This window comes from Gilliamella apicola, from assembly GCF_003202655.1.
Taxonomy (GTDB): Bacteria; Pseudomonadota; Gammaproteobacteria; order Enterobacterales; family Orbaceae; genus Gilliamella; species Gilliamella apicola_R.
Window position 1 is genome coordinate 216,742 of sequence record NZ_QGLR01000007.1, and the last position, 14,798, is coordinate 231,539.

Consider the following 14,798-nt stretch of genomic DNA (forward strand, 5'->3'; position numbering starts at 1 on the left):
TAATTATATATCAAAAGATCATTGGATACTGATAGATTGTAATGGTTAACGAGATTGATTTAATAAATTATATACAGGTGTAGCTAAGCCGATTTTCGCATTCTCTGAATTGAGCTTATACCAATAACCGTTTGACTCATCCAAACACTTAGTGTTGTTTGTTATCTCACAGTAAATGGGCACAATATCTAAATGAAAATGGCTAAAGGTATGTCGAAATGCAACTAATTGTCTGGGTTTACTGGTTTTAATACCATGGTTATCTAGCCAGTCTGTTAAGGCATGCTCGCTGGTAAATTGCGGTAAGCAATATAATCCCCCCCAAATACCGGCAGGTGGTCTTTTTTCTAGCCAAATCTTATTGTCCTGTTCCAACATTAGAAAATAGGCGGTTTTTTCAGGAATGGTCTTTTTCGGTTTTTTCGTTGGATATTGTTGCCAACTATCACTCTTATATGCGACACATAATTGATGCAAAGGGCATAGACTACATTTAGGCTTAGAACGAGTACAAACCATGGCGCCAATGTCCATCATGGCTTGATTAAATTTTGCAACCTCATGATCAGGGGTAACTTGCTCACTTAATTGCCAAAGTTGATTTTCAACATTTTTATTACCCGGCCAGCCTTCGATAGCAAAAGATCGGGTTAACACACGTTTAACGTTACCATCTAATATTGGATAATGTTGATTTTGCGACAAAGATAAAATAGCCCCGGCGGTTGAACGACCAACTCCTGGTAAAGCGATAACATCGTCAAATTTGGTGGGAAATTTACCATCAAATTTGTCGGCGATAACCTGTGCTGCTTTATGTAAATTGCGAGCCCGAGCATAGTAACCAAGCCCCGTCCAAAGATGTAAGATATCGTCAATTGGGGCCTTAGCTAAATCAGTAATTTTCGGAAACTGCTTAATAAAGCGCTTAAAGTATGGAATAACAGTAGCGACCTGTGTTTGCTGTAACATCACTTCTGATAACCACACATGATAAGGACTTTTTTCAATTTGCCATGGTAGTGATTTTCTGCCGTACTGCTCATACCAGTTAAGTACCGCATTTGAAAAACTGTTTGTCATGCTAATCATTACATAATAGCAGTAATAGAATCACTCGGATAACAGCCAAGTACTTTAGTATATAAAGTGATAGCAGCTAATTCTTTAAGCGCAATTTGCATTTCGTAATCGTGAATATTGCCCTGTAAATCAATATAAAACATCTCTTCCCACGGGGTGCCATGAATAGGCCGTGATTCAAGTTTAGTCATGACAATATTATGATTGCGTAAAACCGATAGGGCATCAACCAGAGCACCTGCTTGCTGGCCAGTTTTCATTAAGATTGTGGTTTTAGCAGGAATTTGGTCGGATACTTCAATCGGCTCACGCGCTAACACAATAAAACGAGTAATATTCTCTTTTTGATTAGCAAAATTGTGCTCAAGAACTTGTAGGCCATATAATTCCCCACCATCTTTATTACCCATAGCGGCAATATTTGGTTGATTTAATTTCGCGACAGTTTCCATGGCCGATGAAGTGCTGTCGCAATAAACGATTTTCCAATGCGGATAATTTTCTAAGAAATTACTGCATTGTTGGAATGGTTGTGGATGGCTATAAATAGTATCTATCTGTTCTAGTTTGACATTAGGAATAGCTAAAACGCAGTGATCAATCGGTAAGGATAGTTCGCCAATAATATGTAAATTGGTTTTTTGCAACAAATCATACACTTCATTGATAGATCCTGAACTGGAGTTTTCAATCGGTAAAATTCCATAATCAACAACTTGTAATTCAACTTTTTCAAAAATATCTTTAAAAGTATTACAGCTTGATTCAGTCAACTGGTCAAAGTGTGCAATTGCATAACGACGAGCCGCTGAATGGGAATAGGATCCTTTTGGTCCTAAAAACGCAATTTTGGCTGAAGAGAGAGCGCCTTGATTCAGTTTTTCTTGTAGAAATTTCTGTTGCAGCAGAACAGAATCTTCAATAATAATTTGATATAAACGCCTAATTAAAAGGTCATCAAGATGATATTGTTTACCTTGTTCGATTAGTGCCTTAATCAGTGAGCGTTCACGCGCTAAATCGCGCAAAGGGATGTTTGCTGCTATTTTTGCTTGAATTACTTCGCTTGAAACTTGACGTCTTTCGGCTATGATTTCAATCAATTTTTGATCGAGTTGGTTAATTTTGTCGCGTAAAGGCAATAAAGGATTGGTAGTCATATTCATTAATAGATTAAAAATTAGATGGGCAATATTATAGCAAGCAAAAAAATAAAGGCACTAGTAAAGTGCCTTTTTATTAAATTATAACAATAAATTATTATTCTTCTTCAATTACTGCATTTTTAATACTGTCAAATGCACGGCGTGATTCGCCTTTATGTTGAAGTTTATTTAGCTGTTTTTCAAGTTTAGCAATTAAATCATTAATAGCTGCATACATGTCAATGTGTTTAGCGGAAGCAACGAGTGGCGAACCTTTGGTTGCAATAGTTGCATCAACAATAAATCCATCGGGCTCTTTAGATAAAATAAAGTGAGGGTTGATTAGTAAAGCTCTCCATTTATCTAGTTTCGAGAACTTATCTTCAAGATAGCTACGAATTGCAGGGGTAATATCCATTTGTTTACTGGTAATACTTAAAGTCATAATTGACCTCCACTATGTTTACTTTCTAATTGAGCTTATATAATTATTCTATTGATTACATTGACAAATTTTTTACCTTTCGTCAATAGATAATTTTGTTTTGCATAAACTTTTTGTGAGTTTTGTCTAAAATAATTATCACTATTTGTTATTAAAGTGGGCTAAACTGCTGTTAAACTAATTTTTATTATATACTGTGGCTTATTGAAATTAATTTAATAGATAAGTTCAATTGTTTAATGAGGAAAATGTGAGTTATTTAGATAATATTAAGATTGTTTTAGTGGAAACTTCTCATACTGGTAATATGGGATCAGCTGCTAGGGCAATGAAAACCATGGGATTAACCAATCTATGTTTAGTTAATCCAATAATAAAACCAGATTCCCAATCAATTTCACTGGCAGCCGGCGCGAGTGATATTATCAAACAAGCTCAAATTTTCTCATCTCTTGAAGCAGCGGTTGCCGATTGTTCGTTGGTTATTGGTACCAGTGCGCGTGCGCGAAGTTTGCAATGGCCCAATTTAACGCCGAAAGAGTGTGGGGACAAAATTATTGCTGAAGCTTGTCGTCATGCTCAAGTTGCTTTGGTTTTTGGTCGTGAACGAGTAGGGCTAACCAACGATGAATTACAAAAATGCCACTTTCATGTTAGTATTCCGGCTAATCCTGACTATAGCTCTTTGAATTTAGCGATGTCAGTTCAAGTCCTTAGTTATGAAATTCGCATGTCGCTGTTGTCTGCTCAAGAGGCATCAATAAAATTAGATGAAAAGGATATCAATGAAGTTCATTACCCTAAAGATGAAGATATTGAACGTTTTTATCAACATTTAGAGCAGACATTATTACATACTGGCTTTATTAACCCTCACCATCCAGGGCAAATTATGGGGCGTTTACGGCGATTATTTACTCGAGCTCGTATCGAACAGCAAGAACTCAATATTTTACGGGGAATTTTAACCTCCATAGACAAAAAACAGTAAGATTTATCCCCTAGCTTATTACTAATCTAGGGGGATTTTAACTTACTGCATTAACTCTTTTTACGCCATGTTGTGCCGTTAGCACCATCCTCAAGAATAATATTCATTTGATTAAGTTTATCTCGAGCTTCATCAGCTAAAGCCCAATTCTTACTTGCACGCGCATCGTTACGTTGTTTGATCAAGGCTTCAATCAGTTGTGTATCCTCATCATCTTGGCTATTACCTTGTAAAAATTTAACAGGATCTTGTTCAAGCAAGCCTAGTACCGACGATAAAGCGCGTAGCTCAGCGGCAAGTTCATTGGCTAATGGCATATCATTTTCAGCTTTAGCTTTATTAATCTCTCTAGCCAAGTCAAATAATGTTGAATAGGCTTCAGGCGTGTTGAAATCATCATCCATCGCCTGACAAAATTGTCGATGATAATCACTATCCGGTGTGTTGTGTGGATAGTTTGCATCGGTATCTCTTAAAGCGGTATAAAGCCTTTCTAAAGCGGTACGAGCTTGTTTAAGATTCTCTTCACTATAGTTAAGTTGGCTACGATAATGGCCTGATAATAAAAAGTAGCGCACAGTTTCAGCATCATAATGTTTTAGCACATCACGGATAGTGAAAAAATTATTTAGTGATTTCGACATTTTTTCTTGGTCAATCATTACCATGCCCGAGTGCATCCAATAATTTACATATTGGCCGTTATGGGCACAGGTAGATTGGGCTATCTCATTTTCATGATGAGGGAACATTAAATCAGAACCGCCACCATGAATATCAAAATGGTGGCCCAATTGATGGCTATTCATTGCAGAGCATTCAATATGCCAACCAGGTCGGCCTTTACCCCATGGCGAATCCCAACTCGGTTCGTTAGGTTTTGACATCTTCCAGAGTACAAAGTCCATTGGGTTACGTTTAACTTCCACCACATCAACTCGAGCACCGGCTTGTAACTGCTCTAAATTTTGCCGTGATAAGATACCGTAATTAGGATCACTATCGACAGAAAACATCACATCACCATTATCAGCAATATAAGCATGATCTTTTTTAAGCAATTCTTCAACTAGCTCGATAATTTGTGACATATGACGAGTGGCACGCGGTTCAACATCAGGTCGTTTGATATTCAGTGCATCAAAATCGGCATACATCTCTGTCAACATACGATCGGTTAACTGATCACAAGTTTCACCATTTTCAAGTGCACGTTTAATGATCTTGTCATCAACATCAGTAATATTGCGAACATAGGTAAGATCGTAGCCCAAAAAGCGTAAATAACGAGTAACCACATCAAATGCTACAAAAGTACGCCCATGGCCGATATGGCAAAGGTCATAGATAGTGACACCACAAACATATAGCCCAACTTTGTTAGGAGTAATTGGTTGAAAGACTTCTTTTTCTCGAGTTAGTGTATTGAATATTTTTAGCATTATTATCGGCTGCTCATATCAAATTGCGATTAGCGCTTAATATAACAAAAATCTGAGTATGGCGGAATGGCTTATTCTACTCTTCAAGATTAAAAACAGTACAAATAACAATAAATTTTCGATTAATGAAAAATTAAAGAGTTGTTAGCCATTAATAACAAAAAGCGAACATTCAATTTGATAAAAAATGACGAGCAAATTAGCTCGCCATTTTATGCAGAGAAGTTATTTGATTAGTCGGTAAAGGTAAATAAGTAAAATTGACCCAAGCACAGAGATAAACAAACTCGGGAAGTTAAAACCAGTCACACTACCCCAACCGAAGAAGGTACTGATATAACCACCGACCAATGCGCCAGCTACACCAAGTAGGATAGTTTTGAGTACACCCACTTGTCCTAATGGCATAAAAAACTTAGCGATCCATCCAGCAATTAATCCTAGAATAATCCAGCTTAAAATACCCATGATAATTTCCTTCGTTTAATTAAGTTAAAAGTTACTTTTTGTAAAGCTTAAAACCTATTGAAGATGACAATAAGCGTTGTGAAAGATATAACTTATTAATAAAACGTAAAATTTACAGCTTTAAAAAATTTGTTATCTAAAAATGAAGAAAAATGATTAATACTTAGATCTGTGTGTAGCGATAGATGTATGTCATGGCATTACAGATAACCTTACATACAAATATTGCATGTAGTTTACAATTATTTTTTCAAATATTCTAGGAATTTTTGGTGTTGCTTAAGTGAAGATTTATATCATTATTTGTAAGGAGCGATGGTAGAATCGCTCCCATTAAGTAATTATTCAAAAATCGTTTTATGTAAAACTTTTATCACCTCTTCTGCATCGTTACTTCTTGCCAGCAGACAAAGATTATGTGTACTAGCACCATAACAGCAAAGTCGAATAATAAAGTCATCTAAAGCGCCAAAGACTTCCTTAGCAATCCCTTTGGTTGTAGTTAAATTGTTACCAATTATGGCAATCAATGCTAAATCTTCTTCAACTTCGACATGACAAACTGTTGATAATTCATCGAATAACGCTTTAGTTAATAAGCTATTACCATTGGTATTGGTGCCAGTGGTGTCAATGGTTAATGCAATACTAACTTCAGAGGTGGTGACTAAATCAACCGATATATTGTGTTTAGCCAATATGGTAAATACATTAGCTAAAAAACCTTGTGCATGCAGCATATTTAAGCTGGTTAAGGTTAATAATGTCTGTTTACGGCGCAGTGCTAACGCTCTAAAAGAAGGTAATGCAGATTTAATGCTGTGGGTATTATAAACAATGGTGCCACCTTCTTGTGGAGCTTTACTGGAACCAACAAATACTGGAATATTGCTACGTACCGCCGGCACGAGTGTTGCCGGATGTAAGACTTTGGCACCAAAAGTGGCCATTTCGGCTGCTTCAGCAAACGATATTTCATCAATACGTTTCGCACCAGAAGTGATGCGAGGGTCGGTGGTATAAATGCCAGCAACATCAGTCCAGATATCGATTTGTGTCGCATTTAATGCTTCGCCAAGCAGGGCGGCGGTATAATCACTACCACCACGGCCTAACGTGGTAGTTTTGCCGGTACTTTCACTACCAATGAAACCTTGAGTAACCACGATAGTTTCTGGATTTAATGATTTTAAATGGGCGCAACAAAGTTGTTTAATTTCGTCAATTTTCGGTACTGCTTTACCAAATTTATCATCGGTGCGCATCACTTTTCGTACATCAAACCAAATGGCATTTTTTTGTTTTTCTTTTAATATTTCGACAAATAGTTTTGATGACATGATTTCGCCATAACTGACTAATTCATCCGTCAGCGCAGGGGAGGTGGCTAAACTTGCTGCTTCTGATAATGAAGCGATATTGGCAATTATTTGGTCAATTTCAGCACGTAAGGCTGGATTTTCAGGTAAATTTTCTAAAATGCTATATTGAATCGATTGAATTTTAGCGATATGTTTTGATCTAATATTGATATCGCGACCTTCGGCTAAGGCTACCAATAAATTGGTTATTCCCGCAGAAGCAGACAACACAACGACTTTGACGTTAGGATTAGCTATGACAATATTGGCACTATTAACCATTGCGGGATAATCTGCAACGCTAGTACCGCCGAATTTAGCAATTATAAATGATGTTTCCATGAATTCCTCATATTAAAAATTTTTATTTTTAACAGAGACAGAGCGGGCATGTCCTATTACAGCAAAAAATACATACCGTGAAGCGCTCCACCTGTTAGGGTGACAACCCAAGGGATTCAGCCCTTGCAGTCGATTTAATTGTTTTCTGGATTAACAATCAAACCTCGGCATTACACCCCCTCAATTATTTATTAACGGTTCCAGCACCTAAAATAATCTACCTGAGTAATGCGCCTCTTCTTTTCGTAATTTTAATTACAAAATCAGTGCTATATAGGATTAACGATTTTACCAAGTGTGTCAATAGGTTAAATATTAAAAAAAATTATTAGGTTTCGCTAAAATAGCCCCTTTATTTATAAGCTTCGTTCAAATAATTCAATAATGGTTTGATATAATTTTTTTACCGAACACTCCTTAGTTGGTGTACTAAAAATCGTATCATCGCCGGCAATTGATCCTAAAATCCCTTCAGATTTACCAATTGAATCTAACAATCTAGCAATCAGTTGCGCAGCTCCCGGACTGGTACGAATAACCACCATTGAACTATTGTAATCGATGTCCAATACTAAATTTTTTAAAGGACTACTTGTGGTTGGTACACTCATTTCGGCCGGTAAGCAATAAACCATTTCAGATTTTGCGTTGCGAGTTCTTACTGCGCCAAATTTGGTTAACATTCTGGATACTTTGGATTGATTGATATTATCAAATCCTTGCTCTTGTAAGGCTTGTACGATACCTATCTGAGAACTAAACTTTTCCTGTAAAAGCATTTCTTTAAAAGTTTTAGTGAGATCGTTTTGTTTCATACTGTTCCTTTAAATTTAATTTATGACCAATTAACTCAATTGAATTAATTAGCCATATCAGCTGATTAACTAAAATTACACGATTTCAGTGAGTAATTCTGTGATGATTGATAATTAATGTAGTGTGCCTATTAATCTTACTATCTTGAGTGTGAATATAACTTACATAATTATGCATGATATTTGCATAAAATTAAAGATTAGATTTGCTGGCATTTTTCGGTCGAAAAGCTTTAACTATGTGATCATGGGTTTCGATATAGGGACCTTCCAATAAATCAATACAGTATGGAACACTGGCAAAAATACCAGTAACTATAGTGTTACCTTGGCTATCTTTAACACCTTCAAGTGTTTCTTTAATTGATTTTGGTCGACCCGGTAAATTTAAAATTAAACATTGCTTACGAATGACACCAACTTGTCTGGACAAGATTGCAGTTGGCACAAAATGCAAACTAATTTGTCGCATTTGTTCACCAAAACCTGGCATCAATCGATCGGCAACAGCTAAAGTTGCATCAGGAGTCACATCTCTAATTGCCGGACCTGTTCCGCCAGTGGTTAAAATAAGATTACATTGCAAATCATCAACCAATTGGCACAGCGTTTTTTCAATGATCGGTTGTTCATCCGGGATAATGCGTTGTTCGGTAATGAATGTGGTTTTCAATGCACTTTGTAACCATGATAGCAACGCGGGAATACCTTCATCTTGATAAACGCCTTGCGATGCCCTATCTGACACTGAAACTAATCCAATTTTGACCATAACATTCAATCCTCAATCCTATATTTACCTAAAATTCATATTGTCAGTTTTATTCATTGAATAAATATTAAAATTATAACAATATTGCCGATTGGTTAAACATGATATCATATTATACAAATAGCAAATTATGGAATTAGGATTCATTTATGTCATCGACGCCAGCACTAGAACTCATAGCGCTTAAGAAAATATATAAAAATGGTGTAGAAGCATTAAAAGGAATTAACTTAACCGTACAAGCTGGGGATTTTTATGCCTTGCTTGGGCCAAATGGTGCAGGAAAGTCAACCACCATTGGTATAATTAGTTCATTAGTTACTAAAACATCAGGTGAAGTTAAAATCTTTGGATATGACTTAGACACCGATGTGGTTAATGCCAAAAGGCAATTAGGGCTTGTCCCTCAGGAGTTTAATTTTAACCAATTTGAAGAAGTACTCCAGATCGTTACCAATCAAGGTGGTTATTATGGTTTGCCTCGCAAATTAGCCTTACAACGAGCTGAAAAGTATCTGCGTATTTTAGATTTGTGGGATAAAAGACATAGTCGAGCTAATATGTTATCAGGCGGAATGAAAAGACGACTAATGATCGCCAGAGCGCTGGTTCATGAACCAAAATTATTAATTCTAGATGAGCCTACCGCCGGGGTTGACATAGAATTACGTCGTTCTATGTGGGAATTTCTCCGCAAAATTAATCAACAAGGCATTACTATTATATTAACCACCCACTATTTGGAAGAAGCCGAAATGCTCTGCCGTCATATCGGTATTATTCAGCATGGAGAATTAATCGCTAACTCATCAATGCGTGATCTGCTAGCAAAAAGTCAATCTGAAACAATCATCATTGATTTTGTACCAACAGCTACACCAATCTCTCTTCAAGGTTATCATTATACCGAGGTCGAATCGGGCATGTTAGAAGTCAGTGTAGATAAACAACATGGATTAAATCAGTTGTTTGAACAACTCAATCAACAAAACATAAAAGTAATTAGTGTTCGTAATAAAGCTAATCGATTAGAAGAATTATTTGTAGATTTGGTGCGCAATGATACTAAAGGAGCTATTGATGAATAATTTATATTGGATTGCCTTAAAAAGTATTTGGCGTAAAGAAGTTACTCGATTTTTAAGAATTTGGCTGCAAACATTGATTCCTCCTGTTATTACCATGTCACTCTATTTTATTATTTTTGGTAATCTAATCGGCTCACGTGTTGGTGACATGGGTGGCTTTAGTTATATGGCATTTATTGTCCCCGGTCTAATTATGATGTCGGTTATTACCAATTCATATACTAATGTCTGCTCTTCATTTTTTAGTGCAAAATTCCAACGTAATATTGAAGAAATACTTGTTGCTCCGGTTCCTACTCATATTATTATTTGGGGATATGTAGGTGGCGGTGTCATGCGCGGCATATTGACAGGTATATTGGTCACAATTGTGTCGTTATTCTTTGTTCGATACCAAGTTTATTCATGGCCATTTGTTATTTTTACCTTATTATTAACCTCAATTTTATTTTCCTTAGCCGGCTTGTTAAATGCCGTATTTGCAAAATCATTTGATGATATAAGTATTATTCCCACCTTTGTATTAACACCGTTAACTTATTTAGGTGGAGTTTTTTATTCAATCACTATGTTACCCACTTTTTGGCAATGGGTTTCTAAACTCAATCCAATTGTCTATATGATTAATGGCTTTCGTTATGGTTTTTTAGGCACTAGTGATGTCTCTTTAGTGATCACTTTTTCAATGCTGTTACTTTTTGTGGCTACCTTATATTTTATCGCGTGGCGAGTTATAGAAAGTGGAAGAGGGCTTAGGAGTTAGATTAATTTGAATAAAGCTAAACCGCCGACCAATGTCGGCGGTAAAGTAAAACCTATTTTGCACCGGCAACGGCTTCTTTTGCCATTTCAGTAATTTTAGCAAAATCACCTTTAGCAATCGCATCAGTAGGGATAAACCAAGTTCCACCTACACAAAGGACATTATCAAGTGCTAAATAGTCACGATAGTTTTTCGGATTCACACCGCCAGTTGGGCAGAATTTCATATAACCACAAGGACCAGCAAACGCTTTTAACGCAGCAACCCCGCCATTTATTTCAGCTGGGAAGAATTTCAATGCTGTTAAGCCATATTCTTGGGCAGTTAATAATTCTGAAATAGTTGCAATCCCAGGAATAACCGGCACAGTACCTTCAACTGCTGCTTTTAAAATAGAATCAGTAATACCCGGAGTGATGATAAATTCCACGCCTGCTTCAGTGGCTTGTTTAAGTTGCTCAACACTGGTTACTGTACCCGCACCCACTACCGCCTCAGGTACTTCTTTAATAATTTTCTTAATTGCGTCAAGTGCACAAGCTGTTCTTAAAGTGACTTCAAGTACTTTTACACCGCCAGCAATTAACGCTTTAGCTAAAGGAACTGCATCTTCTAAACGCTCGATAACAATAACCGGTACTACTGGACCCAATGTTAAAATATCTTCTGCGCTTTTTTTCCAATTTTTCATATGTATTACCTATACTTTATTTACTTCTATACAGCAATAAGCCCTCAAACTATAGAGGGCTTATTTTTACTCATAAATACCTAGTTTCTTCTCTAGATAGTGAATGTTGGTACCACCTTTTATGAAACCTTCATCATTCAAAATTTCTAGATGAAGTTCAATATTGGTTTTTATACCATCAATAACCAGTTCTGCTAATGCATTTTTCATGCGAGCAATGGCAACTTCACGAGTTTCACCATAGGCGATTAATTTACCGATCATTGAATCATAATATGGTGGCACAGTATAACCAGCATATATATGTGATTCCCAACGAATACCAAATCCTCCCGGCGCATGGAAGCGACTAATTTTCCCCGGCGAAGGCATAAAGGTTTTGGGATCTTCGGCATTAATTCGACACTCTATTGCATGACCTTTAATTTTAATATCATTTTGATCAATTGATAAAGGTTGGCCTGCGGCAATCAAAATTTGCTCACGAATAAGATCAATACCGGTAACCATTTCAGTAACTGGATGTTCTACTTGAATACGGGTATTCATTTCGATGAAATAAAATTCGCCATTTTCAAATAAAAATTCAAAAGTACCAGCACCACGATAGCCGATTTCGATACAGGCATTAACACAACGTTCACCGATGAATTTACGCATTTTTGGCGTAATACCAACTGCTGGCGCTTCTTCAAGCACTTTTTGGTGACGTCGTTGCATTGAACAATCACGTTCACCCAAATAAACGGCATGACCTTGACCATCAGACAAAACCTGAATTTCGATATGACGAGGGTTTTCAAGGAATTTTTCCATGTAAACCATGTCATTATTAAATGCAGTTTTGGCTTCAAGCTTAGTCATTTTGATTGATTGCTCAAGATCTTTTTCTTCTCGAACAATTCGCATTCCGCGACCACCGCCGCCGCCAGATGCTTTAATAATAACTGGATAGCCAATTTTTTTCGCAATTTGCTTATTGGTCTCCATATTGCTACCCAGTGGACCATCAGAACCTGGAACACAAGGTACACCTGCTTTTTTCATTGCTTCAATAGCAGATACTTTGTCACCCATTAAGCGAATAGTATCTGGTTTTGGGCCAATAAATATAAAGCCTGAACGTTCAACTTGTTCAGCAAAATCTGCATTTTCTGATAAAAATCCATATCCAGGATGAATAGCTGCGGCGCCGGTTACCTCGGCGGCAGAGATTAATGCAGGGATATTAAGATAGCTTTTGGCAGAAGCTGCTGGACCTATACAAACGGTTTCGTCTGCAAGTAACACATGTTTTAAATCTTTATCTGCCGAAGAGTGAACAGCGACAGTTTTTATTCCAAGTTCTTTACATGCTCGCAAGATGCGAAGAGCGATCTCTCCGCGGTTAGCAATAAGAATTTTATCAAGCATATTCAATCTCTTAATCGTTTAAGTTAATAAATAATTCTGATTATTCAATAATGAATAGCGGTTGATCGAATTCAACTGGTTGACCATTTTCAACTAAAATAGCTTTGATAGTCCCTGCTTTTTCTGATTCAATTTGGTTCATCATTTTCATTGCTTCAACAATACAAAGCACATCACCAACATTTACACTTTGGCCGACTTCAACAAACGCTTTTGATTCAGGGCTCGGTGTACGATAAAACGTTCCCACCATTGGCGATTTAATCGTTGTACCACTATTGCTGTCTGCGATGACTTCTGCCTCAACTGTAGGCGCAACCGCTACTACAGCAGGAGCTGGTTGTGGGATTTGAATATTTTGCACTGGAGCGGAGTAGTTTGTTGCAGGTATTGACCGACTAATTCGAACCGATTCTTCACCTTCAGAAATCTCAAGCTCAGAAATACCTGACTCTTCTACTAATTCAATTAACTTTTTAATTTTGCGTATATCCATGAATTACACCGTGTTTATTTGATATAAATAACAATTATTTTAATGTATCTTTAATATCTTAAAAATGATCTTTTAATTTGATACTAAAAATAGTAACTCAATATTAACGCGGAAGGATACACTGTAAATATTAATTTGTCATTATATATCTCCTTTACACTCACTTGTTATACTATTTTCTAGGTATTATTTTCAAATTGCGATACAATAGTAATCCTTAATTATTATTGAGGCTGGCTGTGGTTTTTATTCGCTAAATAATCTATTATTTGTCGGATAAAATTAAAAATATATATTTTGTAGACGCCTAAGTTTGCTTCTAATACTCAAATATATTTAAACAAGATTAATTCTAGGAAGAGTTTTTATTATGTTCAAAAAAGTTCGCGGCTTGTTTTCAAATGATTTATCGATTGATTTAGGTACAGCTAACACCCTCATTTATGTTAAAGGGCAAGGTATTGTGCTTAACGAACCTTCAGTTGTTGCCATTCGTCAAGATCGCTCAGGGACACCCAAAAGTGTTGCTGCCGTTGGGCATGCTGCGAAACAGATGCTAGGGCGTACGCCAGGTAATATTGCGGCGATTAGACCAATGAAAGATGGTGTAATAGCCGACTTTTCCGTAACTGAAAAAATGTTACAGTACTTCATTCGACAAGTTCACAGCCATAGCTTTTTAAGACCAAGTCCACGTGTGTTGGTTTGTGTTCCGGTTGGTGCAACACAAGTTGAACGCCGTGCTATTCGTGAATCCGCATTAGGTGCGGGTGCCCGTGAAGTGTATTTAATTGAAGAACCAATGGCTGCAGCCATTGGTGCTGATTTACCTGTTTCTGCACCAACCGGCTCAATGGTTGTTGATATCGGTGGTGGCACAACAGAAGTTGCCGTTATTTCATTAAATGGTGTGGTTTATTCCGCTTCGGCTCGCATTGGTGGTGACCGTTTTGATGAAGCAATTATTAATTATGTTCGTCGTAATTATGGCGCATTAATTGGTGAAGCAACTGCTGAAAAAATTAAACACTTTATTGGTAGTGCTTATCCGGGTGATGAAGTTCTTGAAATCGAAGTTCGTGGACGTAATTTAGCTGAAGGTGTACCGCGTAGCTTTACCCTAAATTCAAATGAAATATTAGAAGCATTACAAGAGCCATTAAGTGGTATTGTTAGTGCAGTTAAAGTTGCGCTTGAACAATGTCCTCCAGAACTTGCTTCAGATATTTCAGAGCATGGTATGGTATTAACTGGTGGTGGTGCTTTATTACGTAATATTGATAAATTACTCTCTGCTGAAACAGGTATTCACGTTGTCGTTGCTGAAGACCCACTGACTTGTGTGGCTCGTGGTGGCGGTAAAGCACTTGATATGGTAGATATGCATGGTGGTGATCTCTTCAGTGAAGAGTAATCATATACAATATTACCTATAAGTAACGAATATTTCATTTTTCCCGCCGACGTTGTCGGCGGAGTCATA

General features: G+C 36.9%; 15 protein-coding genes and 1 riboswitch. Of the genes, 4 read left to right on the plus strand and 11 right to left on the minus strand.

The window, feature by feature from the left end; all coding sequences use genetic code 11:
* Positions 1-45 precede the first annotated feature (45 nt).
* From mutY to raiA, 3 genes are all read right to left on the minus strand, one after another.
* Entirely contained in the window at positions 46-1,083 is a 1,038-nt protein-coding gene (gene mutY, locus DKK70_RS03840; protein ID WP_110432802.1) for an A/G-specific adenine glycosylase, read from the minus strand.
* 8 nt (positions 1,084-1,091) lie between these two features.
* Positions 1,092-2,243: a bifunctional chorismate mutase/prephenate dehydratase gene (pheA, locus tag DKK70_RS03845; protein ID WP_110432803.1), complete on the minus strand. Its 1,152-nt coding sequence runs from the start codon at positions 2,241-2,243 to the stop codon at positions 1,092-1,094.
* A 100-nt stretch (positions 2,244-2,343) separates the two neighbouring features.
* On the minus strand, positions 2,344-2,673 hold the full coding sequence (raiA, locus tag DKK70_RS03850; RefSeq protein WP_110432804.1) for a ribosome-associated translation inhibitor RaiA: 330 nt from the start codon (positions 2,671-2,673) through the stop codon (positions 2,344-2,346).
* A gap of 250 nt (positions 2,674-2,923) precedes the next feature.
* Here raiA and trmJ point away from each other — a divergent pair, with 250 nt between their 5' ends.
* Entirely contained in the window at positions 2,924-3,664 is a 741-nt protein-coding gene (gene trmJ, locus DKK70_RS03855) for a tRNA (cytosine(32)/uridine(32)-2'-O)-methyltransferase TrmJ (RefSeq protein WP_110432805.1), read from the plus strand.
* A gap of 50 nt (positions 3,665-3,714) precedes the next feature.
* Here trmJ and cysS read toward each other — a convergent pair whose 3' ends face one another.
* The 5 genes from cysS to mog form a co-directional block, all read right to left on the minus strand.
* A complete protein-coding gene (gene cysS, locus DKK70_RS03860; RefSeq protein WP_110432806.1) occupies positions 3,715-5,106 on the minus strand; it encodes a cysteine--tRNA ligase in 1,392 nt (463 codons plus the stop codon).
* 225 nt (positions 5,107-5,331) lie between these two features.
* On the minus strand, positions 5,332-5,574 hold the full coding sequence (locus DKK70_RS03865; protein ID WP_110422793.1) for a GlsB/YeaQ/YmgE family stress response membrane protein: 243 nt from the start codon (positions 5,572-5,574) through the stop codon (positions 5,332-5,334).
* A 341-nt stretch (positions 5,575-5,915) separates the two neighbouring features.
* Entirely contained in the window at positions 5,916-7,277 is a 1,362-nt protein-coding gene (gene lysC / locus DKK70_RS03870) for a lysine-sensitive aspartokinase 3 (protein ID WP_110432807.1), read from the minus strand.
* 72 nt (positions 7,278-7,349) lie between these two features.
* Positions 7,350-7,524: riboswitch (Lysine riboswitch) on the minus strand.
* A 109-nt stretch (positions 7,525-7,633) separates the two neighbouring features.
* The gene (gene argR / locus DKK70_RS03875; protein WP_110432808.1) at positions 7,634-8,092 is read right to left on the minus strand and encodes a transcriptional regulator ArgR; all 459 of its coding nucleotides are present in this window, start codon (positions 8,090-8,092) and stop codon (positions 7,634-7,636) included.
* A 193-nt stretch (positions 8,093-8,285) separates the two neighbouring features.
* Complete coding sequence (mog, locus tag DKK70_RS03880) at positions 8,286-8,864, minus strand: molybdopterin adenylyltransferase (protein WP_219999674.1); 579 nt, start codon at positions 8,862-8,864, stop codon at positions 8,286-8,288.
* A 149-nt stretch (positions 8,865-9,013) separates the two neighbouring features.
* Here mog and DKK70_RS03885 point away from each other — a divergent pair, with 149 nt between their 5' ends.
* A complete protein-coding gene (locus DKK70_RS03885) occupies positions 9,014-9,952 on the plus strand; it encodes an ABC transporter ATP-binding protein (protein WP_110432810.1) in 939 nt (312 codons plus the stop codon).
* Entirely contained in the window at positions 9,945-10,715 is a 771-nt protein-coding gene (locus DKK70_RS03890) for an ABC transporter permease (RefSeq protein ID WP_110432811.1), read from the plus strand. The genes DKK70_RS03885 and DKK70_RS03890 overlap by 8 nt, the downstream gene beginning before the upstream one ends.
* A 52-nt stretch (positions 10,716-10,767) precedes the next feature.
* Here the strand turns inward: DKK70_RS03890 and DKK70_RS03895 are convergent, their stop codons facing one another.
* The 3 genes from DKK70_RS03895 to accB all read right to left on the minus strand — a co-directional run bounded on the left by DKK70_RS03895 (position 10,768) and on the right by accB (position 13,315).
* Positions 10,768-11,406 (minus strand): bifunctional 4-hydroxy-2-oxoglutarate aldolase/2-dehydro-3-deoxy-phosphogluconate aldolase, encoded by a 639-nt coding sequence (locus tag DKK70_RS03895; RefSeq protein ID WP_086358276.1) that lies wholly within the window; start codon positions 11,404-11,406, stop codon positions 10,768-10,770.
* Between the two features lie 66 nt (positions 11,407-11,472).
* Positions 11,473-12,819: an acetyl-CoA carboxylase biotin carboxylase subunit gene (gene accC, locus DKK70_RS03900; RefSeq protein ID WP_110432812.1), complete on the minus strand. Its 1,347-nt coding sequence runs from the start codon at positions 12,817-12,819 to the stop codon at positions 11,473-11,475.
* Between the two features lie 40 nt (positions 12,820-12,859).
* The gene (gene accB / locus DKK70_RS03905; protein WP_110432813.1) at positions 12,860-13,315 is read right to left on the minus strand and encodes an acetyl-CoA carboxylase biotin carboxyl carrier protein; all 456 of its coding nucleotides are present in this window, start codon (positions 13,313-13,315) and stop codon (positions 12,860-12,862) included.
* Between the two features lie 370 nt (positions 13,316-13,685).
* On the opposite strand from accB, the gene DKK70_RS03910 reads away from it, so the two are divergent.
* The gene (locus DKK70_RS03910) at positions 13,686-14,729 is read left to right on the plus strand and encodes a rod shape-determining protein (RefSeq protein ID WP_065562215.1); all 1,044 of its coding nucleotides are present in this window, start codon (positions 13,686-13,688) and stop codon (positions 14,727-14,729) included.
* The last annotated feature ends 69 nt before the right edge of the window (positions 14,730-14,798 follow it).

What these genes read in the sequence shown, in the direction of transcription:
- DKK70_RS03910 (WP_065562215.1), top strand. Translation starts at nt 13,686, where the DNA reads ATGTTCAAAAAAGTTCGCGGCTTGTTTTCAAATGATTTATCGATTGAT.
- mutY (WP_110432802.1), bottom strand. Translation starts at nt 1,083, where the DNA reads ATGACAAACAGTTTTTCAAATGCGGTACTTAACTGGTATGAGCAGTAC.
- lysC (WP_110432807.1), bottom strand. Translation starts at nt 7,277, where the DNA reads ATGGAAACATCATTTATAATTGCTAAATTCGGCGGTACTAGCGTTGCA.
- cysS (WP_110432806.1), bottom strand. Translation starts at nt 5,106, where the DNA reads ATGCTAAAAATATTCAATACACTAACTCGAGAAAAAGAAGTCTTTCAA.
- accB (WP_110432813.1), bottom strand. Translation starts at nt 13,315, where the DNA reads ATGGATATACGCAAAATTAAAAAGTTAATTGAATTAGTAGAAGAGTCA.
- DKK70_RS03890 (WP_110432811.1), top strand. Translation starts at nt 9,945, where the DNA reads ATGAATAATTTATATTGGATTGCCTTAAAAAGTATTTGGCGTAAAGAA.
- DKK70_RS03895 (WP_086358276.1), bottom strand. Translation starts at nt 11,406, where the DNA reads ATGAAAAATTGGAAAAAAAGCGCAGAAGATATTTTAACATTGGGTCCA.
- raiA (WP_110432804.1), bottom strand. Translation starts at nt 2,673, where the DNA reads ATGACTTTAAGTATTACCAGTAAACAAATGGATATTACCCCTGCAATT.
- pheA (WP_110432803.1), bottom strand. Translation starts at nt 2,243, where the DNA reads ATGACTACCAATCCTTTATTGCCTTTACGCGACAAAATTAACCAACTC.
- mog (WP_219999674.1), bottom strand. Translation starts at nt 8,864, where the DNA reads ATGGTCAAAATTGGATTAGTTTCAGTGTCAGATAGGGCATCGCAAGGC.
- DKK70_RS03865 (WP_110422793.1), bottom strand. Translation starts at nt 5,574, where the DNA reads ATGGGTATTTTAAGCTGGATTATTCTAGGATTAATTGCTGGATGGATC.
- DKK70_RS03885 (WP_110432810.1), top strand. Translation starts at nt 9,014, where the DNA reads ATGTCATCGACGCCAGCACTAGAACTCATAGCGCTTAAGAAAATATAT.
- accC (WP_110432812.1), bottom strand. Translation starts at nt 12,819, where the DNA reads ATGCTTGATAAAATTCTTATTGCTAACCGCGGAGAGATCGCTCTTCGC.
- argR (WP_110432808.1), bottom strand. Translation starts at nt 8,092, where the DNA reads ATGAAACAAAACGATCTCACTAAAACTTTTAAAGAAATGCTTTTACAG.